19 protein-coding genes are annotated in these 23374 nt (G+C 71.6%); 6 read left to right on the plus strand and 13 right to left on the minus strand.

The genetic code is table 11. From position 1 onward, the window contains the following. Both ABD747_RS19280 and ABD747_RS19285 read left to right on the plus strand, forming a co-directional pair. Window positions 1-688: hypothetical protein (locus tag ABD747_RS19280; protein ID WP_344807624.1), on the plus strand; the 688-nt coding region annotated here is incomplete at its 5' end. A gap of 166 nt (window positions 689-854) precedes the next feature. Continuing rightward, the gene (locus ABD747_RS19285; RefSeq protein ID WP_344807626.1) at window positions 855-1607 is read left to right on the plus strand and encodes a M50 family metallopeptidase; all 753 of its coding nucleotides are present in this window, start codon (window positions 855-857) and stop codon (window positions 1605-1607) included. Between the two features lie 33 nt (window positions 1608-1640). On the opposite strand, the gene ABD747_RS19290 is transcribed toward ABD747_RS19285, so the two are convergent. The 3 genes from ABD747_RS19290 to ABD747_RS19300 all read right to left on the minus strand — a co-directional run bounded on the left by ABD747_RS19290 (window position 1641) and on the right by ABD747_RS19300 (window position 3369). Then, the gene (locus ABD747_RS19290; protein WP_344807628.1) at window positions 1641-1790 is read right to left on the minus strand and encodes a hypothetical protein; all 150 of its coding nucleotides are present in this window, start codon (window positions 1788-1790) and stop codon (window positions 1641-1643) included. Between the two features lie 166 nt (window positions 1791-1956). Continuing rightward, window positions 1957-2415 carry a hypothetical protein gene (locus ABD747_RS19295; protein ID WP_344807629.1) on the minus strand — a complete coding sequence of 153 codons (459 nt, stop codon included), beginning with the start codon at window positions 2413-2415 and terminating at the stop codon, window positions 1957-1959. Between the two features lie 42 nt (window positions 2416-2457). Further along, a complete protein-coding gene (locus ABD747_RS19300; protein WP_344807631.1) occupies window positions 2458-3369 on the minus strand; it encodes an SH3 domain-containing protein in 912 nt (303 codons plus the stop codon). Between the two features lie 191 nt (window positions 3370-3560). Here ABD747_RS19300 and ABD747_RS19305 point away from each other — a divergent pair, with 191 nt between their 5' ends. Beyond that, the gene (locus tag ABD747_RS19305) at window positions 3561-4919 is read left to right on the plus strand and encodes a mercuric reductase (RefSeq protein WP_344807633.1); all 1359 of its coding nucleotides are present in this window, start codon (window positions 3561-3563) and stop codon (window positions 4917-4919) included. On the opposite strand, the gene ABD747_RS19310 is transcribed toward ABD747_RS19305, so the two are convergent. The 6 genes from ABD747_RS19310 to ABD747_RS19335 form a co-directional block, all read right to left on the minus strand. Continuing rightward, on the minus strand, window positions 4902-5498 hold the full coding sequence (locus ABD747_RS19310) for a DNA-3-methyladenine glycosylase (RefSeq protein ID WP_344807635.1): 597 nt from the start codon (window positions 5496-5498) through the stop codon (window positions 4902-4904). The two genes, ABD747_RS19305 and ABD747_RS19310, sit on opposite strands and share 18 nt — an antisense overlap. Beyond that, on the minus strand, window positions 5495-5977 hold the full coding sequence (locus ABD747_RS19315; protein WP_344807637.1) for a DUF5655 domain-containing protein: 483 nt from the start codon (window positions 5975-5977) through the stop codon (window positions 5495-5497). Before ABD747_RS19315 ends, ABD747_RS19310 begins: the two co-directional genes overlap by 4 nt. Continuing rightward, window positions 5974-8514 (minus strand): PEP/pyruvate-binding domain-containing protein, encoded by a 2541-nt coding sequence (locus ABD747_RS19320; RefSeq protein ID WP_344807639.1) that lies wholly within the window; start codon window positions 8512-8514, stop codon window positions 5974-5976. Before ABD747_RS19320 ends, ABD747_RS19315 begins: the two co-directional genes overlap by 4 nt. Before the next feature lie 190 nt (window positions 8515-8704). Next, complete coding sequence (locus ABD747_RS19325) at window positions 8705-9847, minus strand: Gfo/Idh/MocA family protein (RefSeq protein ID WP_344807641.1); 1143 nt, start codon at window positions 9845-9847, stop codon at window positions 8705-8707. A 141-nt stretch (window positions 9848-9988) separates the two neighbouring features. Next, window positions 9989-10861, minus strand: coding sequence for an endonuclease domain-containing protein (locus ABD747_RS19330; protein ID WP_344807643.1), 873 nt, complete (start codon window positions 10859-10861; stop codon window positions 9989-9991). Window positions 10862-11001: 140 nt separating this feature from the next. Then, entirely contained in the window at window positions 11002-13515 is a 2514-nt protein-coding gene (locus ABD747_RS19335) for a glycosyl hydrolase (protein WP_344807645.1), read from the minus strand. A 174-nt stretch (window positions 13516-13689) separates the two neighbouring features. Here ABD747_RS19335 and ABD747_RS19340 point away from each other — a divergent pair, with 174 nt between their 5' ends. Then, window positions 13690-15768, plus strand: coding sequence for an ArnT family glycosyltransferase (locus ABD747_RS19340; protein WP_344807647.1), 2079 nt, complete (start codon window positions 13690-13692; stop codon window positions 15766-15768). 33 nt (window positions 15769-15801) lie between these two features. Here ABD747_RS19340 and ABD747_RS19345 read toward each other — a convergent pair whose 3' ends face one another. Further along, entirely contained in the window at window positions 15802-18114 is a 2313-nt protein-coding gene (locus ABD747_RS19345) for a COG1470 family protein (protein ID WP_344807649.1), read from the minus strand. 200 nt (window positions 18115-18314) lie between these two features. Next, window positions 18315-19487, minus strand: a complete 1173-nt coding sequence (locus tag ABD747_RS19350; protein WP_344807651.1) for a MalY/PatB family protein — start codon at window positions 19485-19487, stop codon at window positions 18315-18317. A gap of 35 nt (window positions 19488-19522) precedes the next feature. Here ABD747_RS19350 and ABD747_RS19355 point away from each other — a divergent pair, with 35 nt between their 5' ends. Beyond that, on the plus strand, window positions 19523-20428 hold the full coding sequence (locus tag ABD747_RS19355; RefSeq protein WP_344807653.1) for a diacylglycerol/lipid kinase family protein: 906 nt from the start codon (window positions 19523-19525) through the stop codon (window positions 20426-20428). Between the two features lie 10 nt (window positions 20429-20438). Here the strand turns inward: ABD747_RS19355 and ABD747_RS19360 are convergent, their stop codons facing one another. Next, window positions 20439-20954 carry a DUF6328 family protein gene (locus ABD747_RS19360; RefSeq protein WP_344807655.1) on the minus strand — a complete coding sequence of 172 codons (516 nt, stop codon included), beginning with the start codon at window positions 20952-20954 and terminating at the stop codon, window positions 20439-20441. A 2-nt stretch (window positions 20955-20956) separates the two neighbouring features. After that, window positions 20957-21658 carry a TetR/AcrR family transcriptional regulator gene (locus ABD747_RS19365; protein WP_344807657.1) on the minus strand — a complete coding sequence of 234 codons (702 nt, stop codon included), beginning with the start codon at window positions 21656-21658 and terminating at the stop codon, window positions 20957-20959. A 320-nt stretch (window positions 21659-21978) separates the two neighbouring features. Here ABD747_RS19365 and ABD747_RS19370 point away from each other — a divergent pair, with 320 nt between their 5' ends. After that, complete coding sequence (locus tag ABD747_RS19370) at window positions 21979-23262, plus strand: MFS transporter (RefSeq protein ID WP_344807659.1); 1284 nt, start codon at window positions 21979-21981, stop codon at window positions 23260-23262. Window positions 23263-23374: the final 112 nt, after the last annotated feature.

Raw genomic sequence — 23374 nt, forward strand, 5'->3', positions numbered from 1 at the left:
GGGTCCGCAGGCGATGACCGGCGCGATCTCTGACGCCAACCACACCGCGGCGACGCCGGCCGGCTACGCGTTCAGCATCTGGGGGCTGATCTATCTGGCCAGCCTCGCAGTCGGCATCGCCCAGCTGCTCGGCTCGGCCCCGGCCACCGAGGCCAACCGACGTACGGGCTGGTGGCTGGTCGCGGCCTTCGGCTGCAGCACCGTCTGGGTGCCGATCTTCGGCTCCGGTCTGATCTGGCTGTCGCAGCTGGTGATCTTCGCTCTGGTCGGCTGCCTTGCGGTGGCGCTCGCCCGGCTGACCGCGCTCGGGCCGGCGCGGAGCCGCGGAGAACGGTGGCTGCTCCGGGTCCCGGTCGGGCTGTACCTGGGCTGGGCCATCTGCGCCTCGGCCGCCGGCCTCGGGCTCACGCTCCGCTCGTTCGGGCTGGGAGAAGTGGGGGCGGTCCCGATCGGGGTCTCGCTGCTGCTGGTGGCGCTTGCCGTCGTCTGTTGCCTGCTGGTGGTGCTCCGGCTCGATGCGCTGGCGGGCTTCGCCTTCACCGCCGGCTGGGCACTGGTGGCCATCGCGATCGGTACGTCCGCTCCCGCCGTCCGGATCACCGCGATCGTCGGCGTCGTTGCCGTCGCCGCCGTCCTGGTCGTCCGAACCGCGCAGAGCACCCGCAAGGACGTCGTCCTTCTCGGCTGACCGCACCCAGCCTCGGGCCCGCACCCCGGAAAGTGTGCAAAAGCCGCAGTCTGAAGCGATTCAGAATTGCCGCTTCTGCACAGTTTCCGGGAGGCGGGGGCTCTGACGCGCCGAGGGAAGGGGCGCAATCAGCGAGGAGGGTTGAGTCGATCGGGATGCTGGTGCCGTGGAACTGCTCGGAGAGGTATGGGATTGCGCGACGTCGCGACAACCCGCGCCGAGCCCGGCGACCATCCTGCTCTGCGCGCTGATCGCCCTGCTGCTGGTCGCTCTGCCCACCACCTGGCGGGCGGTCCGGATGCTCGTCACCATCACCCACGAGGGCGCTCACGGCGTCGTTGCGCTGCTCACCGGACGCCGCCTGCACGGCATCCGGCTGAACGCCGACACCTCGGGCCTGACCGTCTCCAGCGGCCCGCCGCGCGGGCCGGGAATGGTGGCCACCCTCGCGGCGGGTTATCTCGGGCCGGCGATCGTCGGGCTGGGCGCGACCGCGCTCCTGCTCGCCGGGTACGCCCTCGGGGTGCTGTGGGCCCTTGTTCTGCTGCTCGCCCTGCTGCTGGTGCAGATCCGCAATCTGTACGGCCTCGCCGTCGTCGTCGGGAGTGCCCTGGTGCTGGTGGGGTTGAGCTGGTACATGCCGGCGAGCGCCCAGTCCACGCTCGCGTACGTCCTCACCTGGGTGCTGCTGATCGCTGCCCCGAAACCGGTGCTGGAGCTGGCGCGCCAGCGCCGGCGGGGCACCCTCCGCAGCTCCGACGCAGACCAGCTGGCCCGGCTCACCCGGGTCCCGGCGAGCGGGTGGATCGGGCTGTTCCTGGTGGCCAATCTGGCCGGGCTCGTGCTGGCGGCGGTCTGGCTGCTGCCGGGCATCACAAAGGCCGCCGGCTCGTGGCTCGGCGGCCTCGTTCTGGACTGACGCGCGGTGGTCGGCCGGCGTCCGTGCTGCGGCTCAGCGCAGCGCACTGCTCCGGCGCTGCGCCACCATGATCAGTTCGTCGCGCATCGCCGGCGTTGCGGCGTTGCTGATCGCGCGCTCGATGGCGCGGCGATCTCGGGCTTGACGACGACGGGTGCGGAAGGAATCCGCCAGGCGGGACACTGTGATGCTCCTCACTAGTACTTCGATATCGAACGCTTCGATTTCGAATCTATTCTATCCAACGCCGCGTCCCGGTGCACCATTCCGCGAGATGAGTTCGGTCACGCCCGCCGGGCAGTCGCGAGAGCTGAGCGGGTGGACGGGCGTCGAGGGGCCCGCGCGGCCCTCAGGCCGCTTGCCCGTAGCGCCTGGTCGAGATCACGACCCCGGCACTCTCGAGGTCGGCCTCGACCCGGAGTCGCTCGATGTCGCGCTCAATGCCGGAGGTCTCCTCGTCCAGCTCGTGCTCGATGCCGAGCATGGTGCAGGCCTGGACCAAAACCCGGTCATAGGCCAGCCGATTGCCCATCTGATGAGCCGCCGACCGGTGCTCGTCGGACGCGATCGCCGCTCGGAGGCGGCGAAGGTCAGCCGCCAGCCGCTCGATCGGGATGCCGTGCTGGCGACGGAGCGCGCGGAGATTGAGCCGGTGCTCGCGAGCCAGCCGGCGATTCTGCTTCCAGGAGGTGAACGTCTCGTCCCACCGACCGGCCAACAGGTCGAACAGGGTCAACAGGCCCAACGGCGCGAGCACCACCAGCGTCAGGGCGAACAACCCCAACGCCAACTGCCCGGCGTCCACCATGATGAAACCCTAAGTCGGGCACAGTGAGCACACAAGCGCCAATCAGTCTGCGGCGTTGCCGTAGACCGTCACGTGTACGTGATCGTAGTGGTTCGCGGTCGCCGACCCCCGGTCCGACATGCCGCGCCAGCCCTCGCTGCCGCGCTGCACGGTCCAGATCTTCTGGGAGTAGATGACCTGGCTCACCCCGAGCTGCTTGGCGTGGGCCCGGACCCATCTCGCCGCCTCCCAACCCGCGTCGGAGTCGGAGATCATGGCGTCGACCGCCCGGCCCGAGCCGTGCTCGCCACCGTCTCCCTGCCGGACGCCGCCGAACGAGGTGAACTGCGGGAACCGCGCGCACAGGGCACGGTGCACCTTGATGGCGTCCGCGGTGAGCCCGCTCTCCATCCCGGAGCCGCTCTTGCAGGGCGCGTCCGAGGGGGTCAGGTCCGGCTTCTTGGTGACCAGGTAGCGCTTCTTGACCCACTGGCCCTTGCCGTCGCGCACGATCTGGCGCCACTGTCCCTTGGTCGTATCGGTGACCTTGATCTTGGCGCCGGCCTTGAGCACGGTGACGACCTTGGCGTCGTCGTCGGCCTTGGTCCGTACGTTCAGCGCCACCGTGGCGTAGCGGCTGCCGGTGGCCTCCGGGATCGGGGCCGGCAACTCGGGTGCGGGCAGCGCCGGCCGGTCCGTGCTGCGGTTCGTCCGCGCCTCGCGCTTGGCGATGGTCAGATCGAGCAGATCGGAGCGGACGGCGCCCGCGGAGGTCGCCCGGCCGCTCACGGTCTCGCGCGCGGAGGTGGCGGCGGCCGTCGAGGCGCTGGTGGCCGAGGTCGGGCTGGGAAGGGTGGCGAGCACCAGACCGGTGGCCAGCAGGCCACCGATGACCGCACCGGGACCGGCCGCACGGGCGGCGGCCCGGCGACGTACCGGATTCTCGATCGCGCGTCTCGGCCGCGGCGCGGACATTAAATCACTCCCCGAACAATAGCTATCAAAGCGTTACCCAGCCCTGGCAGTGAAACAGAACCGTCACCGGCATGCCAAATCGGCGGTGGCCGTCGGGCGCCCGAACGGCCGGACCTGTGGCGCATCTCACCCCGCGAGGACGCGCCCGGACGCCGGTCCCGTAGCTTGACACCATCGGAGAGGAGCAACGCGTGAGCGAGCGGAACGAGTTCGAGGCGATCGTCATCGGTGCGGGCCAGGCCGGTCCCGGCATCGCCGCCGCGAAAGCGCAGCAGGGCAAGCGCACGGCCCTGATCGAGCTGGACCGGGTCGGCGGGACCTGCCTGAACCACGGCTGCAAGCCGACCAAGGCCCTCCGGGCCAGCGCGGTGATCGCACGGCACGTGCAGCGCGGGCCGGAGTACGGCGTCCACGTCGACGGCACGGTGCGGATCGAGTTCGGCGAGGCCATCCGCCGGGTGCACACCATGATCGACACGATGCGCCGGTCGCTGCAGGACTGGCTCGACGGCGTGGACGGGCTGGAGCAGTTCGCGGGCGTGGCCCGGTTGGAGACGGTGCCCGGCGGTCCGCACCTGGTGCATCTCGACACGCAGACCTTGAGCGCGCCGGAGGTCTACCTCGACCTGGGCGGCCGCGCCGCGGTGCCGCCGATCCCGGGGCTGTCCGAGGTCGACTTCCTGACCGAGGTCGAGCTGCTCAACCTGTCGGACCTGCCCGAGCACCTGGTGATCGTCGGCGGCGGCTACATCGGCTGCGAGTTCGCCCAGATCTTTCGCCGGTTCGGCTCGACCGTGACGATCTTCGCGGGCGAGCGGGTCGCGGCCCGGGAGGACGCCGACATCTCCGAACTGGTGGCCGGCATCCTCACCGACGAGGGGATCCGGATCGTGCCGGGCCGGACGTCCTCCGTCGCGGCGCACGCGGACGGGGTCGCCGTGACCGCCGGCGAGGAGACCGTCGTCGGCAGCCACGTCCTGGTCGCCACCGGACGGACGTCCAACGTCGATCTGCTCGGCGACGCGCACGGGCTGGCGGTGAACGCGCGCGGGTTCATCGAGATCGACGACCGGTTCGCCACCTCGGTGCCGGGTGTCTGGGCGCTGGGTGACGTGAACGGGCACGGCGCGTTCACCCATACCGCCTATCAGGACAGCCAGATCCTGCTCGAGCCGTCGCGCAGCCTCGCCGGTCGGGTGACCACCTATGCGATGTTCACCGATCCCCCGCTCGGCCGGGTCGGGATGACCGTCGCGGAGGCGCGTACGTCCGGCCGCCGCGTGCTCAAGGCCGAGGTGCCGATGTCGAGCGTCAGCCGGGCGATCCTGGATGGCGAGACCGAGGGCGTGATGCGGATCCTGGTGGACGCCGACTCCGAGGAGATCATCGGTGCGACCATCCTCGGGCTGCACGGCGACGACCTGATCCAGATCCTCAGCTTCGCCATGCAGGCCGGCGTCCGCTATCCCCAGATCCGCGACGCCCTGCCGATCCACCCGACCATGGCCGAGTTCATTCCCTCGATCCTCGGGTCACTGCAGCCGCTCTGAGCGCGTTGCGCCGGCGCGGGGGGACCGCTTGTAGGCGGACACGAACCGATCGCCGGCGATCCAGAACCGCCACGGCACGTCGGCTGCGACGCTCACCCCGACCCGGGGTCCGGACTCGATCCGCTCGGGAGCGGGACCCGGCCGGAGCCGGACCTCGCTTCCGGCCAGTACGTCGGCACCGGCCAGGGTGGAGTCGATGCCGAGCGCCTGGGTGAGCCGACCCGGACCGCGAGCGAGGTCCCGTAGCGTGCTGCGACCGCGGCGAGCCTGGGCGATCTCGATGCCTCTCACCACCTCACCGGCCCGGAGCAGCACCCCGGAGGCGGCGCCCTCCGGACCGCAGGCGATGTTGGCCGCCCAGTGCATGCCGTAGGTGAAGTAGACGTAGAGATGCCCCGGCGGCCCGAACATCACCGCGTTTCGCCTGGTCATGCCGCGATAGGCGTGCGACGCCGGATCGTTCGCGCCGTCGTAGGCCTCGACCTCGACCAGCCGCACGCTGACCGGTCCGTGGCTCAGCACGGCGCCGAGCAACCGCGGCGCGATCTCCCAGACCGGCGCGCTCAGATCCCAGCTCACTCCCGCATCCACGACTCAGACCCCGGCGAATCGGGGTCCGCCGGGCGCCGCAGGTGCCGCTGGGCCCCGACGTCGTAGGCCTCCGCCAGCCAGCCGGCGAACTCCGCGTCCACCTCGTGCGGACCGCTCAGCATGAACGCGTGCAACACATTGCGCGGCGAGAACGTCTGCACCCGGTCCCAGCGTGGGCTGTCCACCACCCGGGCCAGCACCAGATGGCCCGGCAGCGTGTGCCGGCGCGGGGTGAACGCGGCGAAGCTCATCCGGACGTGCAGCGCGATCCGGCTCTTCTCCGCCAGCACCTCCACCGGGCCGAGTGCGTCCACCACGGCCAGCACGGCATCGAAGCTCTGGCGGACGGCCGGGTCCTTCCCTTCGAAGTGGCGATCCAGGTCGCCGAGCGGGGCGCAGGTGTGGTTCTGGTTCCGGTTCGCGAACGTACGTCCGCAGTGGGGGCAGTGCCACAGCTCCGGGCTCATCCGCTCCGCTCCAGCCGCGTCACCGTTCCGGCCGACCCGTCGACCCGGACCCGGTCGCCGGTGCGCAGCCGCATGGTCGCGTCGCCGCAGCCGACCACGGCCGGGATGCCGAGCTCGCGGGCCACGATCGCGGCGTGCGACAGGGGCGCGCCGACATCGGTGATCACCGCGGCCGCCCGCGGGAACAGCGGGGTCCAGCCCACGTTCGTGATCGTCGTGACCAGCACCTCGCCGGGACGGAAGGCGGCGGCCTGCGAGGCGTCCCCGAGCACCCGGACCACGCCGTCGACCACGCCGGCGGAGCCGGGGAAGCCGCGGACGGTGTCGCTGTCGCCGATCTCCGCCGTGCCCCCCTCGACGTACCGGTCGGTGCGCCGGAGCGGGTCGGCCGCCCAGCCGAACGGGTCGAACCGGCCCAGAATCATGGTCGGATAGGGCGGTAGCGCGAGGTAGGCCTGGTAGGCCGCGCGGGCGGCCGCCAGCCCGCCCGCGTCGGGCGGGTGCCCGTCCAGCGCGTCGACGATCTGGTCGGACGTACAGAAGAAGATGTCGTCGCCGAGCCCGGTCAGCTCGCCGGCCCGCAGGGCGAAGGCGCGCAGCACCCAGAAGTAGCGGATGATCTCGCTCCGCGCCCATTCCCGGTTGCGGGCGATGGTGGCCCAGATCCGCAGCTGCCGGCGGACCGAGCGGGCGGTCAGCGGGTGCCGTTCGGTCAGCCGCTCCCAGGCCGCGTCCCGGGCTGCGTTCTGCCGCTCGATCAGGTCCCGGTAGCTGAGCGTCGGGTCGAGCTGGGCCAGCTGCCGGTCGATCCAGTCCGGCTCCTCCCCCGGTCGCGGGGTGGCGATCTCGAACTCGTGCGGGCCGCGGTGGGCGTACGTCGTGTTGAACGTCTCCCGGTCGATCCGGCCCTGGGCCAGCTGCTCCAGGCCGTCCAGCAGGCCGAGACTGGCGAGCTCGCCGGAGTGCGCGCCGAGGCCGGCGGTGATCGCGTTGGCGTCGGCGTCGCCGACCAGCTTCTGCAGCCGTTGCCGGGTGGTGACGAAGGAGATCCCGCTGGAGCGGGTGGCCGCCGACAGCATCCAGGACACGTTGTGGAAGTCGGGCAGGATCGTGCTCGACCAGAGCCGGGCCAGCGCATCGGCGTCGCGGGTGGCCTCGATCCGCTCGCGGTGCTCCAGGCAGCGCGCCGGGTTGCCGGACAGGTAGCGATCGAACCGCCGGATATCGCGCGCCGCGCTGCGGATCACGTGCAGGGCGACCGGTGCGACCGAGGAGATCACGGTCATCCGTGGCGCCTCGACCATCGGGAGCGGCACGTCGTCCGGGATCCGGCCGAAGACCTCCTCGGTCAGCTGGCGGAACCGTTTCTCGCTCACGCCGACCGCGCCGGCCAGGGTCGCGGCCACGCTCAGGTTGAGATAGATCCGGCCTCCGACCCGCCCGTAACTCAGGTAGGGCGGCACCGAGGAGGTGGCCATCACGTCGTGCAGGAACAACTCGACCATCGACCAGCTGGCCGGCGTGAGCACGTCCGGCATCGCCTCGCCGACGTTGGTGTTGGTCCACAGGAAGTAGCCGTTCCGGCTGTCGTTCCACGGGTCCGGCCGCCGGTCCCGGCCGGCGCCGGCGGTGATCGGCCGTGCCTGCAGCACGAACAGATCGCCGCCACGACGCGCCCACTCGACATCGACCGGCGCATCGAACAGCGCGGCGATCTCGCCGCCGAGAACCGCCAGCCGCTCCGCCTGCTCGGGCTCGAGGGACGGCTTGTGGCGCCGGCGGACGGGCACAGGTTTGGTCTGCGTGCCGGCCCGGGTTCGGACCGTCATCACGGTCTTGTCGGCCACCTGGCTGGACCGGAGCCGGCCGGAGACCGCGTCGACGTGGAACGTGTCCGGGGTGACCTCGCCGCCGACCACCGCCTCCCCCAGCCCCCAGGCCGAGTCGATCTCGATCGCGCCGGCGTCCCCGCTGACCGGATCGGCGGTGAACATGATCCCGGCCGCCTCGGCGTCGATCAGCTCCTGGACCACGACCGCCATGCCCAGCTGGCCGGCATCGATCCCCTGTCGGTCGCGATAGGCGATCGCCCGACCGGTCCACAGCGACGCCCAGCACCTGCGCACGGACTCGAGCAGGGCGAGCGGCGCGGTGACGTTGAGGTACGTCTCCTGCTGGCCGGCGAACGACGCGTCCGGCAGGTCCTCGGCGGTGGCCGAAGAGCGGACCGCGACGGGCGGTTCACCGAGATCGGCGTACGCCTCGATGATCTCGGCGACCAGCTCGTCGGGCAGCGGGTGCTCGGCGAACAGCCGGCCGATCCGGTCCGGGTCCTCGATCAGTCGCTCGATCTGCGCGCGCAACCCGTGGTGGTCGAGATAGTCCCGATAGGCCCGGGTGGTCACCACGAAGCCGTCCGGCACCGGCAGGCCGGCGTTCGCCAGCCGGACCAGGCTCGCCGCCTTGCCCCCCAGCTCGGCCAGGTCGGGCGTCGCCTCGTCCAGGGCGAGGACCGCCGGGGCACGGGTACGGGGCACGAGACCTATTCAACGCTGGACGCTGTCGGGCCGAACTCGTGCCCTGAGCCTGTCGGAGGGCAGCCGCCGCACCCATGTGCCCTGAGCCTGTCGAAGGGCATCCCCCGCGCACCCATGTGCCCTGAGCCTGTCGAAGGGCACCCCCCGCACACCCATGTGCCCTGAGCCTGTCGAAGGGCACCCGTCGCGCTCACTCCTCGACGCTCACCCAGGACTTCTCGGCATCGGAACGCAGCATCGCGTCGCAGATCGCGGCGGCGCGGGCGCCGTCGGCGAAGGTCGGCAGCCCGTCGGGCACCTCCCCGTTTCCGCCGTGCGCATCCACTGCGGCGTAGGAGTCGGCGACGAACTTCTCGAAGCACTGGGCATAGCCCTCGGCGTGCCCGGCCGGGATGGTCGCCAACCGGCGCTGCTCGGCCGAGTGGTGGTTCGGGTCGCGGACGAGGATCCGAGCCGACTCCTCCGACCCGACCCAGAGCTGCTCCGCCTGCTCCTGGTCGAAGGCGGCGCTGAGCTGCATCCCGTCGACCTCGATCCAGAGCCGGTTCTTCCGGCCGGCCGACAGCTGGCTGATCACCGCCGAGCCGGCCACGCCGCCACGGGTGCGGAACAAGATGAGCGCGCTGTCCTCGGTGGTCACGTCCACCAGCGGGGCGTCGCTGGCTACCGCCGAGAAGCTGGCGGCGGTGGCGGCCGGCCGCTGCGGAATGCTGATCGAGGTGGTCGAGACCAGCTCGGCGATCCGGTCGCCGGTCACCCACTCCATCAGGTCGCACCAGTGCGAACCGATGTCACCGAACGCGCGGGACGGGCCGCCGGCCTTCGGGTCGACCCGCCAGCTGGTGGCCAGCGGGTTCAGCAGCCAGTCCTGCAGATAGCTCCCGTGCACGAGGTTGACCGCACCGAACTCCTCCGACTGGACCTGCGCCCGAAGCTCACGGGCCATCGGGTGGAAGCGGTAGGCGAACGGCATCGTGTTGACCACGCCGGTCCGGTTCGCGACCTCCGCGGCGTGCCGGGCATCGTCCAGGCTGACTCCGAGCGGCTTCTCGCAGAGCACGTGCTTGCCAGCCTCCATCAGGGCGACGGCATAGGGCACGTGGGACGCGTTGGGGGTGCAGATGTGGACGACCTCGGCGTCGCCGGCGGCGACCTCGTCGATGTCGGCGTAGGCCTGATCGGCACCCCAGTTCGCCGCGACGGCTCGCGACCGCTCCGGGCTGGAGGCCATCACCCCGACGACCTCCGCGCCGGCCAGCAGCGCGGCCCGGCGGTGCACCTCCCCGATCATGCCCGCACCCAGGATCGCTACTCGCCGTCGAGATGTCGCCATGCAATCACCCTATCGAGGAGATTCGGGCGCACTCCGGCCCACACCGGCCCGAAAATCCTCCCCTCACGGCGATCTCGGTGGACGCCGCACGCGTCGCGCGCCACGGCCGACGACCGTCGAGGGTCGGATTCTCGGGTTTCGTCACGCGCGAAGCCTCGCCAGGGTCGCCCGGATCGTCGCGATCACGCCTTCGGGATCGGAGTCGATCATCGTCGGCGTGAAGCGCAGCACCGTCCAACCGGCCAGGACCAGCCGGTTCTGGCGGATCCGGTCCCGCTCGAACGCCGCCCGGGTGTCGTGGTGCTCGCGGCCGTCGACCTCGATCGCAAGCAGCACGTCGTCGAACGCGACGTCGGGGCGACAGGTCCAACCCGATCCGCGGACCGTGACATTGCCCCGCCAGCCGGCGATCCCTGCCGCCCGGAGCAGGCGATGCAGCCGGCGCTCCGGCGGCGACCAGGGCTGATCGCGGGATTCGTCGACCAGCTCGCGGCGAAGCCGGTTGCCGCGACGACCCCGAGTCAGATCGAGTGCGCGACGCAACTGAACCAGGGTCGCGGCTCGGGTCTGCAGCGCGACGTCGATGGCGTCGCCGCCGAGCGAGTCGCACAGGTCGAGCGCGGTCAGCGCCGGCACGGTCATCCTGACCCCGCTCCACTCGGCGACCAGCTCGGCCGGGATGCGTCGTTTCGAGAACGCGAAGCCCGGCCGGCGAATCGCGGCCCGACGCGGCAGGGCAACGCCGACGGTCGGACACGACAGACTCGGCCAGAACCAGGCGGGAGCCGCCGCCGCTCCGACGAGCACGGCGTCGGGATCCCAGGCCATCGCGGCGGCGATCCGCACCTCGAGCTCGAGCACCGGCGCCCGGGCATAGACCCCGGGCAGCACCGAGACCAGCCGACCCGTGTCGAGCAGATGATCCAGTGCGCCGCTCAGCTCGAGATGATCGCGCCGGGCGATCACCCCACGACTCCGGACGATCTCCGCCACGACCCGCTGCGAGTGCCTCACACAAGGAGAAGGCCCGTCGCGGGCCGCCGATGTTAGCGCCCGACCCGAAAATCCTCCTCTCGGATCGATCCGAGGGAGCGCCACGCGCTCACGCAGCCGCGCCGAGGTGGGTCGAGGGTCGGATTCTCGGGTCGGGACGACTAGCCCCGCAGCGTCGGAATGCGGGCGAGGCCGGAACTGACACCACCGAGCGTCCGGTCCAGCGCCTGCATCCGGAACCGCCGGCCGTGCAGCCGCTCGGCCTCGGCGGCCCACTGCGGCACGGTCGGATCCGCGGCCAGCGCGTTGGCGGTGGTGTTGCTCACCCGGAGGGTGAGGGTGCTGCCGGGCCGGACCTCGCCGAGGTCGATCTGCCATGGCGCGTCCCAGACCACACCGAGCGAGCGACCGTCGAGCAGCACCTCGACGACCTCGCGGACGGGCGGGCTGATCCGGGCCCGGTAGACGCCGACCTCCATCGCACCGAGGGCGATCTCCGACTCGTCCGGCTCCCCCGGCCCGAAGTCGAGCACCGCCGACCCGGCGGGCAGGTCCTCCAGCCGGGCGGTGTAGCTCATCGTCCCCGAGAACGCCGACCCGACCCGCGGGTCGTCCTCCCAGCGGTGCGGCAGCGACACCGGTCCCAGGTCGGTCCCGTGGGCCGACTCCAGGCGCCAGTCGACCAGCCCGACCTCGCTGCCGCCGGGAGCCGCCTCCGCAGCCTCGTCCGGCCCGTCCCCCGCCTCCTCCGCGCCGTGGCCGACCAGCACCACGCCCTGGTAGGGCGCGAGGTCGAGCGCGATCCCGTCCGGACCGGCTACGCAGGGCGTGACCGTGCCGCTGGAGAGGTCCCAGCGCTCGATCCGGCCGGGAGCGTCCCGGAACAGCGCCGACAGCCGCCTCGAGTGCGGACCGGTGTTGGCGAGGAACCAGATGTCGATCTCCCCGGTCGTTCGGTGCACCGCGCCGACGTCCGGGCTGGCCGGGGTGAGCACGACGTCGGACGATCGCGCCGCGGCCAGGTCGGCCAGCCAGTCTCCGCCGCCGTCGGCCGTGACGACCAGCCCGCCCGCGGCCTCGATCGCCGCCAGCCGGTCGCGGGTCTCCGCCGGCAGGTGAGCGCCGAACGGCAGCACCACGGTCGGCCTCAGCGCGGGCTCCCGCTCGGCCAGGAAGTGGTCGTCGACTAGGTCGAAGTCGTAGCCGGCCTGCCGCAGCGCCCGCGGCACCTCGGGCGGGATCAGCTCGGTGGAGACCGTGTAGAGGTCGATCGACGGCAGGAAGCGGGCGTACGCGTCGGCGGTCGGAAGATACAGCAGCACGTCGCGGACCGGCTCACCCTGCCGCAGCACCCAGCTGAGCCGCTGCAGATAGCGCATCAGGCCGGGCATCGCCGGCCACCACGCGTTCCGGTCGTCGAACGCGCCGGAGGCATAGAACAGCCAGCCGAGGCCCGGCGTCCGCGCCGAGCGGCAGGGCCAGCCGTGCCCGATGAACTGGTTGATGCCGAGCAGCGCGTGCTCGTGCGCCTCCCCCTTCAGATCCAGCGGGGTGGCCCGGAACGACGGCGCATGGATCCAGGTCCAGGTCTCCGAAGACACGACGTCGCGGCCGAGATGGTGCGCCGCCGAGGACGCCCACTTGGTCATCGGCAGCCGCGTCCAGCCCCACTGCTCGCCCTCGACCAGATCCACGTGCCGGTAGCTGCTGAGCGACACCGGCGGCTCGCCGTAGCTCTGCACCCGGAGCCGCAGTCCGCGCCGGTGGGCCCAGTCGGCCATCGGCACCAGGAAGTTCTCCTCGCACAACTCGGTCAGGGTGCGGAAATAGTCGGTCTTGAACGCTGCGGCGTCGGGGTGTTCGGTCACCAGCAGCCACAGCCGGTCCTCGCACCGGTAGCCGCGCCGGGCAGCGAACTCCTCGGGCAGCGCGGGGGTCCAGTCGGCCGCGTACACCTCGAGGCTGTCGCAGAACACCGACCCGATCCGCTCGGCACCGACCGCGTCGACCATCGGCCCACCGACGGCGTCCAGATGCAACCGGGTCGCCTCCGCGCTGTAGTGGTCGAAGACCGGTCCCTCGGCGCCGAAGGCGGCCCGCTTCACGTTCTGGCCGGTCGGGCGGGCGGTGGCGGTCAGCAGCACCCGCGGTCCGACCCCGGCGGGCACCCGGATGTCGTCGTCGGTCACCGGCACCGGGACGTAGGAGTCCGGTCGCTCCTGCAACGAGCCGTTGCCGACGTACGCACCGACGATCAGTTCCTCCGGCCAGCCACGGCGGGGTGCCTCGAACGCGTCCGGCCCGATCTCGCGATAGGTCCAGTCGAGCCAGCGGGCCGCGTACGGCGGGGTGATGTGCGGGCCGCCGAACGACCAGCCCGTGCCGAGGGTCAGATCGAAGCGAAGGCCGAGTTCGCCGGCTCGCTCGGCGGCATGGCGCAGCGCGGCCAGGTGCGCATCGGACAGATAGCGGTCCGGATCGGCCGACAGCGGATAGACGCAGGTCGCCTCCACCCCGCCGACACCGGCCGCAGCCATCGCGGTCAGGTCGCGGTCGATGTCGTCCCGGGTGACGTCGGGCCCGAACCACCACCAGCGCATCATCGGCCGCGCGTCCGCCGGCGGATCGGCGAACGTACGTCGGAGTTCGGACAGGGCGGTCGGCGTGGGAGTCATGGTCCTCTCGCGGCATCGGGCGTCGGTAGATCCCCCGCAACCACACGTCATGAAGCGTTTCAAGCCAAGGTCCAGCATCTGACCGCGGACGCGGAAGACGGCTTCACAGAGACTCCATAGAGGTGCCACAGCGCACCGGTCCGAGGTCACAGCCTGCTGGCCCAGGCTGATGACATGTCCGGATCCACCACCCTGTCCCGGCGTCCGCTGTCCGGCCTGTTGCGCCGGCAGACGGCGCCGACGCCGACCGATACCCCGCCGGCACCAGCCGATCAGCGGGGATCCGCCGATCAGGCTCCGCCGGGGCAGCGCGGCGCGCTCGGCCGGCTGTTCCTCGGCAAGCGGGGTGAACCGGCCTGGGCCCGCCCGCTGCTCTGGGTGCTGCTGCTCGGCACGGCGGCGATCTATCTGGTCGACATCGCCAACTCCGGCAGCGCGAACTCCTTCTATGCCGCGGCCGTGAAGTCCGGCACCGAGTCACTGAAGGCCTGGCTGTTCGGCTCGCTCGATGCCGGCAACTCGATCACGGTGGACAAGCCACCGGCTGCGCTGTGGGTGATGGTGTTGTCGGCCCGCATCTTCGGTTTCTCCTCGGCGTCGATGCTGGTCCCGCAGGCGCTGATGGGCGTCGGCACGGTCGCGCTGACCTATGCCGGGGTGAAGCGCTGGTTCGGCCCGGCGGCCGGGCTGATCGCCGGTGCGCTGATCGCGCTGACCCCGGTTGCCGCGCTGATGTTCCGCTTCAACAACCCGGACGCGTTCCTGGTCTTCTCGATGACCCTCGCCGCCTACGCCGTGATCCGGGCGGTCGACACGCCGCGCCGGGCGCTGCGCTGGCTGGTGCTGGCGGGCACCGCGCTCGGCTTCGCCTTCCTGACCAAGCTGATGCAGGGCATGCTGGTGCTGCCGGCGTTCGCGGCGGTCTATCTGGTCGCGTCGCCCAACCGGCTCGGCAGACGCCTGCTGCACCTGCTCGGCGCGGCCGTGGCGCTGATCGTCTCGGCCGGATGGTTCGTTCTCCTGGTCGAGCTCTGGCCGGCGTCGGCCCGGCCCTACATCGGCGGCTCGTCCAACAACTCGCTGTGGGAGCTGGCACTCGGCTACAACGGGCTGTCCCGGATCCTCGGCGGTGCCGGCAACGGCGGCGGGGGCGGCGGAGGCGGTGGCTTCGGCGGCGAGAGCGGGCTGCTGCGGATGTTCAACTCCGCCTTCGCGGGCGAGATCTCCTGGTTGCTGCCGGCCGCCCTGATCGCCCTCGTGGCCGGCCTCGTCCTGGCCGGACGGGCCCCGCGGACCGACAAGACCCGGGCCGCGATGATCCTCTGGGGTGGCTGGCTGGTGGTCAGCGCGCTGGTGTTCTCCTTCATGTCGGGCACGATCCACCCGTACTACACGGTCGCGCTGGCCCCGGCCATCGGTGCCACGATCGCAATCACCGCGACCCTGCTGTGGCAGCGCCGCGACGACCACGCCGCCCGCGGCACGCTCGCGGTGATGATCGCGGCGACCGCGATCTGGGGCTGCTATCTGATGGGGACGTACGCCGCCGGCTGGGTGAGCTGGGTGCGCTGGACGATGCTGGTCGGCGGCGTCCTCGGTGCGGCGGTGCTGGCGATGTCCGGCGGGGCGTTCAAGCGGTTCGCCGTGGCGGCCGCGCTGGTCGGCTCGATCGCCTCGCTCGGCGGAACCGCGGCATACACCGTCGCGACCGTGACGACCGGGCATACCGGGTCGATCCCGAGCTCCGGGCCGGCCATCGCCGGCGCGACCATGGGCGGCGGGATGCGCGGGGGCATGGGCGGCGGTCCCGGTGGGGCCCCCGGCCAGACCGGCGCGGGCCAGACCGGCGCGGGCCAGCCCGGTACCGGCTCGGGCTCGGGCTCGGGCTCGTCCAGTTCCTCCGGCGGCACGGCCGACCTGGTCGGGATGCTGAACGAGACCACCAGCCGGTGGTCGGCGGCGGTGGTCGGCGACCAGTCCGCGGCGGGCTACATCCTGTCCACCAACACCGCGGTGATGGCCATCGGCGGGTGGAGCGGCAGCGACGACTCCCCCACGCTGGCGCAGTTCCAGGCGTACGTCGCCAACGGCGACATCACCTACTTCATCGCCGGTGGCGACGCCCGGGGCGGCGGCATGGGCGGCGCGAGCAGCGACTCCGCGGCTACCCAGATCACCGCGTGGGTGGAGCAGAACTTCACCTCGACCACCGTCGGCGGGGTGACGGTCTACGACCTGACCAGCAGCACCTGATCCGGCCGCACGGCGCGGGCGAGCGCCGCCCGGTCAGCGTTTGACCAGCAGGCCGCCGATGTAGCCCAGCACGCAGCCGGCGACCACCACGATCGCGCCCCAGCTGGGGATCAGCATGCCCTGCTGGCTGAACGCCGAGGCGACGAAGACCCCGACCACCACGGCGGCGGCGGCGAGCGCCGCCAGCCTGGTCAACCGGCCGGACCGGCCGGTCAGGCCGAACACCATCACGATCGCGAGCAGTGCCACCGCCGCGCCGGCCGAGGTGAACGCGTCGAAGCGCCGCTCCAGCAGCAGCCCGAACCCGAACCGCTCGGTCATGAAGCGGGCCGACAGCCCGAATCCGGTGCGTCCCTCGGTGGTCCACTCCAGGAACGCACCGAAGAACATCAGCAAGCCGCCGAACAGGGTGAACAGCACCCGGGCGACCGGGCGCCAGTCGCCGCCCTGCTGGACCAGCGTGCCGTTGCTCTGGATGTCGGCACGGCCGTCGCTCGCCATGATCACGAAGTTCCGGTTGACCTCGCGTCCCGAGCCGACGCCGGGCGCGTCCACGGTGACCGTCGACCGGCCGACCCCACCGGGCGGCACGTCCAGCACGGCCGGCGCGAACGAGAACCGGATGCAGTTCTCCGGGTCGTCCCCGCTCAGCGTGACCCGGATCGGCTGCACGCCGTTGCGGTTGTCGACCAGCGCGCTGAACGCGCCGCGTCGCCGGTCCAGCCGCAGCACGCTCGGGTCCAGCCGCATGGTCAGGGTCTCCATCGCCGAGCGCGACGAGGACTGGACCAGGCTGCCGGTGGCCTGCACCGAGGCCTGACCGTCGGTCGCGCTGATGGTGATCTGCCGGCTCCACTCCTGCCCCGGCGGCGGTCGCCAGGCGGCCATCCGGACCTCGATCCGGCGGACCATGCCGGCCTCGACGTCGACCACGTCCGGGGCGAAAGCGAATCCGACCGCCCGCTCGGGATCGGCCCCGGACAGCCGCAGCCGGACCCGGAACCTGCCCTTGCGATTGTCGATCACGAGCTGGGTCGAGGCGCCGTCGGCGTCGCGGACCTTGGTGATCTCCGGCTCCAGGCTGAGGCCGAGCGTGGTCATCGGCGAGGCGCTGGCGGTCTGCACGAACGTCGCCACCGCGGTCGAGGTGCGGCGCTTCGGATCGGTGGCGGTGATGGTGACGGTCCGGCTCGCCTCGGTGCCCAGCTCCGGTAGGGCGGCCTGCAGCCGCACCTGGGCCTGCGCGGTCTGGCCGGGCGGCACGTGCACCTGCGGCGTGTCGAAGCCGACGTACACCACCTGCTCGGGGTCGCTGGCGCTGAGCTGCACGTGCGCCCACTCCCGGCCGTTGCGGTTGTCCAGGGTGAGCCGGGTCGTGCCGACCGGGTTGTCCCGAACCTTGATCACGGCCGGCTCCAGCGTGATCCCCACCGGCGGGTCCTCGACCTGGACGCTGCTGATCTGGACGAAGGTGACCGCCGTCTCGGCCGTACGCGTGCCCTCCCGGACCGACACCGTGAGCAGCCGGGACGCCTCCTGGCCCGGCGCGGGCCGATCAGCGCCGACGCTGACCCGCACGGTCGCCACCGACGCCGGCCCGACCTGAACGACCGGCGGATCGAATCCGAACCGTACGGCCAGCTCGGGATCCGTGCCGGCCAGCTGGGCGCTGATCGCGCGGTTCGACATCGAGTTGTCCACGGTCAGGGTGAAGGCGGCGTCGGCGCGGTCCTGCACGCGGAGCAGGCGCGGCTCGGCCCGGAGCTGCAGCGGCGCATCGACCACCGAAACGGTGACCGAGACGGGCAGCTCGACCACGGCGAGCGGTTCGTTCATCGCGCGCACCCGGAGCCGGACGGTGAGCTGCTGGGCGGGCGTCAGCGTGGTCGCGACCACCTGGAACCGGGCCCGGATCACCTCGTCCGTGCCGGGCAGCAGCTCGACCGCGCTGGACTTCACCGTCAGCCAGTCGGGCCCGCCGCCGGGCGCGAGCTCCGCCAGATAGCCGTCCACCCGGATCGAGATGTTCCTGACCCGCAGCTCCAGCTCCGCGACCTCGCCGGTCGGCGCGACCGTGACGTTCGGGTTGTCGACCGCGACCCGGAACCGGTCGTCGGCCACCAGGTCGTCGGGATCCTCATCGGTGGCCGGTGCCGGACCCTGCTCGGTGACCCGCGGGATCTGCCGGGTCTCCGCGGCCGACTGCTGGTCCTCCGGGCGCCGGCGTACGTCCTCGGGAGCGGCCAGGATCGACTTGTCCCAGCCCAGGTAGTTCTGGCACTGCACACAGAACTCGGTCCCCGGCGGGTTCCGCTCGCCGCACACGCTGCAGACCCGCGAATCCATCCCCGCCTGTCCTCCTCGCCGTGCCTGCGTACGCGACGTCGGCCGGCGCGCGTCATCTCGATCCTGCCGCATGGCGAGCCGATCCGTCATCATCATTCCCTTCGCCGCCGACATCGGGGCGCGCGCAACGACGCTCCGAGGTGTGGAGCACCCGGCCGGCCGGTTGATACGCCCGAATCGAGCGACCACCCGGACCCTGGTCAGCCGGCCACGGCCGCCGCGATCCTCCGGACCGCCTCGCCCATGATCGCCGGGCTGGTGGCCAGGTTCAGCCGGGCGAACCCGTCGCCCTCGGGCCCGAACGGCGGGCCGGGCGTGAGCGCGACCCGGGCGCGCTCGACCAGCACGGCGGCCGGGTCGTCACCGAGATCCAGCGCACGAAAGTCCAGCCAGGCCAGGTAGGTGCCCTCGCCGGGGCGCCAGCCGAGCGACGGGAGCTGCTCGCGCAGCAGATCGACCAGCAGCCCCCGATGGGCCAGCAGGGCGTGGCGTACGTCGTCCAGCCAGCGCCCGCCGTCGTGCAGTGCGGCGGAGTGGGCGATCACGCCGAGATGGCTCGCGCCGTGCCCGACCTCCTCGGGCATCCGGGCGAGCGCGTCGGCCGCCGCCCGACCCGGAATCGCCAGCCCGGCCTTGAGCCCGCTGAGGTTCCAGCCCTTCGCGGCCGAGGTGACGACGATCCCGCTCTCGCCGCCGGGCACGGACAGGAACGGGGTGAACTCCGCGCCGGGCAGGGTCAGCGGCGCGTGGATCTCGTCGACCACCATGAGCACGTCGTGCCGAGCCGCCAGGCTGGCCAGCGTCGCCAGCTCGGCCGCCGAGTGCACGGTGCCGGTCGGGTTGTGCGGGTTGCAGAGCAGCATCGCGGTGCCGGCGCCATCGGCCCGGCTGCGGGCGAAGGCCGCCTCCAGGGCGGCGAGGTCCAGCCGGAGATCCGGCCCGAGCGGTACCGGCCGGATCCGCCGGCCGAGGTGTCGCAGGTAGGAGTAGAAGGGCGGATAGACGGGCGGGTCGACGATCACCGTGTCGCCCGGCGAGGTGAGGGTCTTGAACACCTCGCTGATCCCGATCATCACGTCGGGCACCAACCGGATCGGATCGATCGCCGGCTCCCAGCCCCATCGCTCGGCGGCGAAGGATGCGTACGCCTCGGCATAGCCGGGACCGCACGGATAGCCGGTGTCGCCGTCGCGGATCGCCCGCTGGAGTGCGTCCACCACGGGTTCGGCCAGGTCCACGTCCATCTCCGCGACCCACAGCGGCAGCACGTCCGGCGCGAACCGGCGCCACTTCACGCTGGTCCGGCGGCGCAGGTCCGGCTCCGTCAGCCGGGCGAACGGATCCTCGCGCGTCGCCGTGGCTGCGTCGTCCATCCGCACATTCTCGACCTCCCGATACGATCCACGCCATGAGCCAGGCGACCCGACACCCTCGCTACGCAGTGGTGGTCAACCCGATCAAGGTCGCCGACGACTTTCGTCAAGACGTGACCGACACCTTCTTCGACAACGGCTGGGGCCGCCCGCTCTGGCTGGAGACGACCGAGGACGACGCCGGGCGGGCGATGACCAGGCAGGCGCTGGACGCCGGCGTCGAGACCGTCGTCGTCGCCGGTGGCGACGGCACCGTCCGGCTGGTGGCCGACGGGCTGGCCGGAACCGAGGTGAAGCTGGGCATCATCCCGTCCGGGACCGGCAACCTGCTCGCCCGCAACCTCGACATCCCGCTGGATCGCGAGGGCGCGCTGCACGTCATCCTGGCCAAGCAGACCAAGCAGATCGACCTGATCGAGATGACGGTCGACGGTCACGAACCCGAGCACTTCGCGGTGATGGCCGGCGCCGGGGTGGATTCCGCGATCATGGCCGACGCCGATCCGACGTTGAAGGCAAAGCTCGGGCCGGCGGCGTACTTCTTCTCGGTCGGCAAGGCTCTCGGCCGGCTGCCGCTGAACGCGAAGATCACCGTGGACGGGCACCGGCCGCACCACCGCAAGGCCATGGTGGTGCTGGTCGGCAACGTCGGCCAGCTGGTCGGCGGCATCGCCCTGCTGCCACGAGCCAGCGCACACGACGGGCTGCTGCACGTCTTCGTCGCCTCGCCGCACCGGATCCGGGACTGGCTCCGGACGGCCTCGCATCTGGTCACGCGTCGCGGCCACAAGGGCGACACCATCGACAGCTTCAGCGGCTCGAAGGTGGTGGTCGAGATCGACGAGGCGGACAACTACCAGCTGGACGGCGACGTGATCGGTGAGTTCCGGCGCTTCGAGGCCGTGATCAAACCGCGGGCGCTGACCGTCTATACGCCCTGACCCGACCGGGTCAGGGTTTGCCGGGCTGCGGGCCCGGAACCTGGTGGAGCCTGGTCATCAACGTAGGCAGCGCGGCGATCAGGACGAGCAGCACCAGCGTGACGCCGGCCGCGATCCAGGCCGCGGCCCGGCCGACGGTGACGTCGAAGATCAACAAGACCGTCCCGGTGAGCACCAGCCCGACGCCGGCCAGCACGATCCGCAGGATCAGGTGCGCGGTCCCGACGATCGCCGCCCGGGCGTGCTGGCGAAACAGCGCCCGGTGCAGGTTCACCGGTGCCAGACCGAGCGCGGTGGTCAGCACGGCTGCCGAGACCAAGATCAGGTACACCCCGTGCTGAAACGCGGTGAGGCCCTTGAAGGTCGGCTGGAAGGCGATGGTGAGCAGGAAGCCGGTGAGGATCTGGGTGCCGGTCTGGGTGACCCGGAGCTCCTGCAGGATCTCGTTCCAGTTGCGGTCCAGCCGCTCGTTCAGTGTCTCGTGCCGGCCGTCGGTCGGGTCGACGTCGGCGTCGGGGTCGGACACCCTCAGTCCAGGTCCGTCGTCAGCCGGTTGATGAGATCCTCCAGGGCCGCGTCGAACTCGTCGCTGAACATGTCCACGGCCAGCTGCGGCCCGAGCTCGGTGATCAGCGGGTAGTCGGCGAGGTCGTTGCTCTCGATGAACTCGATGTCGTCCTCGGGCCGGCTGGGCAACCCGATGGCGGCCGCGGTCTCCAGCAGCAGGTGGCCGAGCAGGAAGGTCGCGAACGCCCGGTACGTCGACACGCTCGCCGCCCGGGAGAAGCCGTAGCCGGCCAGCCCCTCGAGGAAGGCCTCCACCCAGCGCAGGCTGCGCAGCGGTGGCCGCAACCAGGGCGCCGCCGGCGGGCGCGAGGCGACCAGCGGGAAGACCTGGGGATGGGCCAGCGCCAGCCGACGTACGCCGTGGGCGAGCTGCTGCAGATAGTCCTGCCAGGTGGTGGCCCGGTTGTCGACCATGGTGTCGTTGTACAACTCCTCCATCAGCACCTCGACCACCCCGTCGAGCAGCTGCTCGCGACCCGGGACGTAGCGATAGAGGGCCATCGCCTCGACGCCGAGGCGCGCGCCGAGCTGACGCATGGTGAGCCGGTCCCGGCCCTGCTCGTCGATGAAACGGATCGCCTCGGTGAGAATGGCCAGCTGGCTGAGCGGTCGTCGCCCGGCCGGATCGCGACGGCCTCCCGGCTGACTGATCTTCGAGTCCACCGGCGTGCTCTCTCCGATCGAAGGTGTTTACAAGGTAAACACACTGGGATACATTTCACCTGGCGCGGTTTGGACGACCTGCCTGAGTTGCCTGCAAGCATAGTTCAACGGCCTCGGCTGCGGCAGGTGTCGCCGGCCAGGACACCTTGTCAGGCCGTTGGATCCGGGCATGGTCGTCCCGACCGACCTCATCTCGTCCCGGGCGCAGGCCGCGCGGGGGACGCCGAGCTGGCCCACTTGCTCCCGCTGGGCAGGTGGGCCGCCAGCTCCCTCCCAGCCGATCGGGCGAGCCGAGGCCCGGGGTAGCGTCGAAGCAAGCCATGGCACTCCTCCTCGACCTCACCCCGCTCCGGGTCAGTCCGAGCTTCCGGCGTCTCTGGTGGGGCCTGGGTATCTCCAACATCGGCACCCAGCTGACCGCGGTCGCGGTCGGGCTGCAGGTCTACGCCATCACCCGGTCCACCCTCGCGGTCGGCGTGCTCGGCATCTTCGCCCTCGTGCCGCTGGTCTTGCTCGGGCTGTACGGCGGTGCCCTGGTGGACGCATACGACCGGCGCCGGATCGCGCTGCTGGCCTCCGGCGCGCTGTTCGTCATCTCGGTCGCGCTGGTCGTGCAGGCGTGGCTGCACGTGAACTCGGTCGGCCTGCTGTACGCCCTGGTCGCGCTCCAGTCCGCGGGCTTCGCGGTGAACAACCCGGCCCGGACCGCGATCATCCCGCGGCTGATCGAGCCGCGACTGCTGCCGGCGGCGAACGTCCTGCAGACCACCGGCTGGAGCGTCTCGCTCACCCTCGGGCCCCTGCTCGGCGCCGCGCTGGTCGCGGCCGCGGACTTCGCGGCGGCGTACGCGGTCGACGTGGTGCTGTTCACCGCGGCCCTGTGGGCCCTGTGGCGGCTGCCCGCACTGCCTCCGATCCCGTCCGGCGACGGCACCGAGCGCAAGCGTGGCTTCGCGTCCGTGCTCGAGGGACTGCGCTACCTCGCGACCCGGCCGAACGTCCGGATGACGTTCGTGGTCGATCTGATCGCGATGATCTTCGCCATGCCGCGGGTGCTGTTCCCGGCGGTCGGCGTCGTGTTCATCGGCGGCGGGGCGACCACCACCGGCTGGCTGAGCGCGGCGTTCGCCGCCGGCTCGTTCGTAGCCGGCGTGTTCTCCGGCGGCCTGGTGCGGATCCACCACCAGGCCCGCGTCATCGTGGGCGCGATCACGTTCTTCGGCCTCGCCGTCACCGGCTTCGGGCTGGTCCTGCTCTGGGTCGGCGCCACCTCCCCGAGCCAGGTCGCGCTCGGCGCACTGATCGCCGCGGCCGCCTTCTTGATGGTCGCCGGCGGCTCGGACGCGGTCAGCGCGGTCTTCCGGCAGACCATCTTGCAGACCGCGACGCCGGACGACATGCGCGGCCGGCTGCAGGGCGTCTTCATCGTCGTCGTCGCCGGCGGACCTCGGCTCGGCGACCTGGTGCTCGGCACCGAGGCCGACTGGTGGGGCGAGGCAACGGCGGCGATCGTGGGCGGGCTCAGTTGCGTCGCGCTGCTCTGGCTCGCGTGCCTTCTGGTGCCGAGATTCCTCCGCTACGACGCACGCAATCCCACCCCGTGATGTCGATGATCTGCCGACATCGCTTGTCTGGTTGAAAAGTCTCACCCCGGAGGGACAACGCGGCGATACTGTTCGGACACGCTCCGATCGCCGCTCCGACACTTATGTGCTC

Origin of the sequence: Microlunatus ginsengisoli, from assembly GCF_039537205.1 — a bacterium.
GTDB lineage: Bacteria > Actinomycetota > Actinomycetes > Propionibacteriales > Propionibacteriaceae > Microlunatus > Microlunatus ginsengisoli.

Coding starts and splice junctions, on each gene's coding strand:
- ABD747_RS19295 (WP_344807629.1), bottom strand. CDS start 2,415: ATGGTGGACGCCGGGCAGTTGGCGTTGGGGTTGTTCGCCCTGACGCTG.
- ABD747_RS19315 (WP_344807637.1), bottom strand. CDS start 5,977: ATGAGCCCGGAGCTGTGGCACTGCCCCCACTGCGGACGTACGTTCGCG.
- ABD747_RS19325 (WP_344807641.1), bottom strand. CDS start 9,847: ATGGCGACATCTCGACGGCGAGTAGCGATCCTGGGTGCGGGCATGATC.
- ABD747_RS19345 (WP_344807649.1), bottom strand. CDS start 18,114: ATGGATTCGCGGGTCTGCAGCGTGTGCGGCGAGCGGAACCCGCCGGGG.
- ABD747_RS19370 (WP_344807659.1), top strand. CDS start 21,979: ATGGCACTCCTCCTCGACCTCACCCCGCTCCGGGTCAGTCCGAGCTTC.
- ABD747_RS19335 (WP_344807645.1), bottom strand. CDS start 13,515: ATGACTCCCACGCCGACCGCCCTGTCCGAACTCCGACGTACGTTCGCC.
- ABD747_RS19350 (WP_344807651.1), bottom strand. CDS start 19,487: ATGGACGACGCAGCCACGGCGACGCGCGAGGATCCGTTCGCCCGGCTG.
- ABD747_RS19300 (WP_344807631.1), bottom strand. CDS start 3,369: ATGTCCGCGCCGCGGCCGAGACGCGCGATCGAGAATCCGGTACGTCGC.
- ABD747_RS19340 (WP_344807647.1), top strand. CDS start 13,690: ATGTCCGGATCCACCACCCTGTCCCGGCGTCCGCTGTCCGGCCTGTTG.
- ABD747_RS19355 (WP_344807653.1), top strand. CDS start 19,523: ATGAGCCAGGCGACCCGACACCCTCGCTACGCAGTGGTGGTCAACCCG.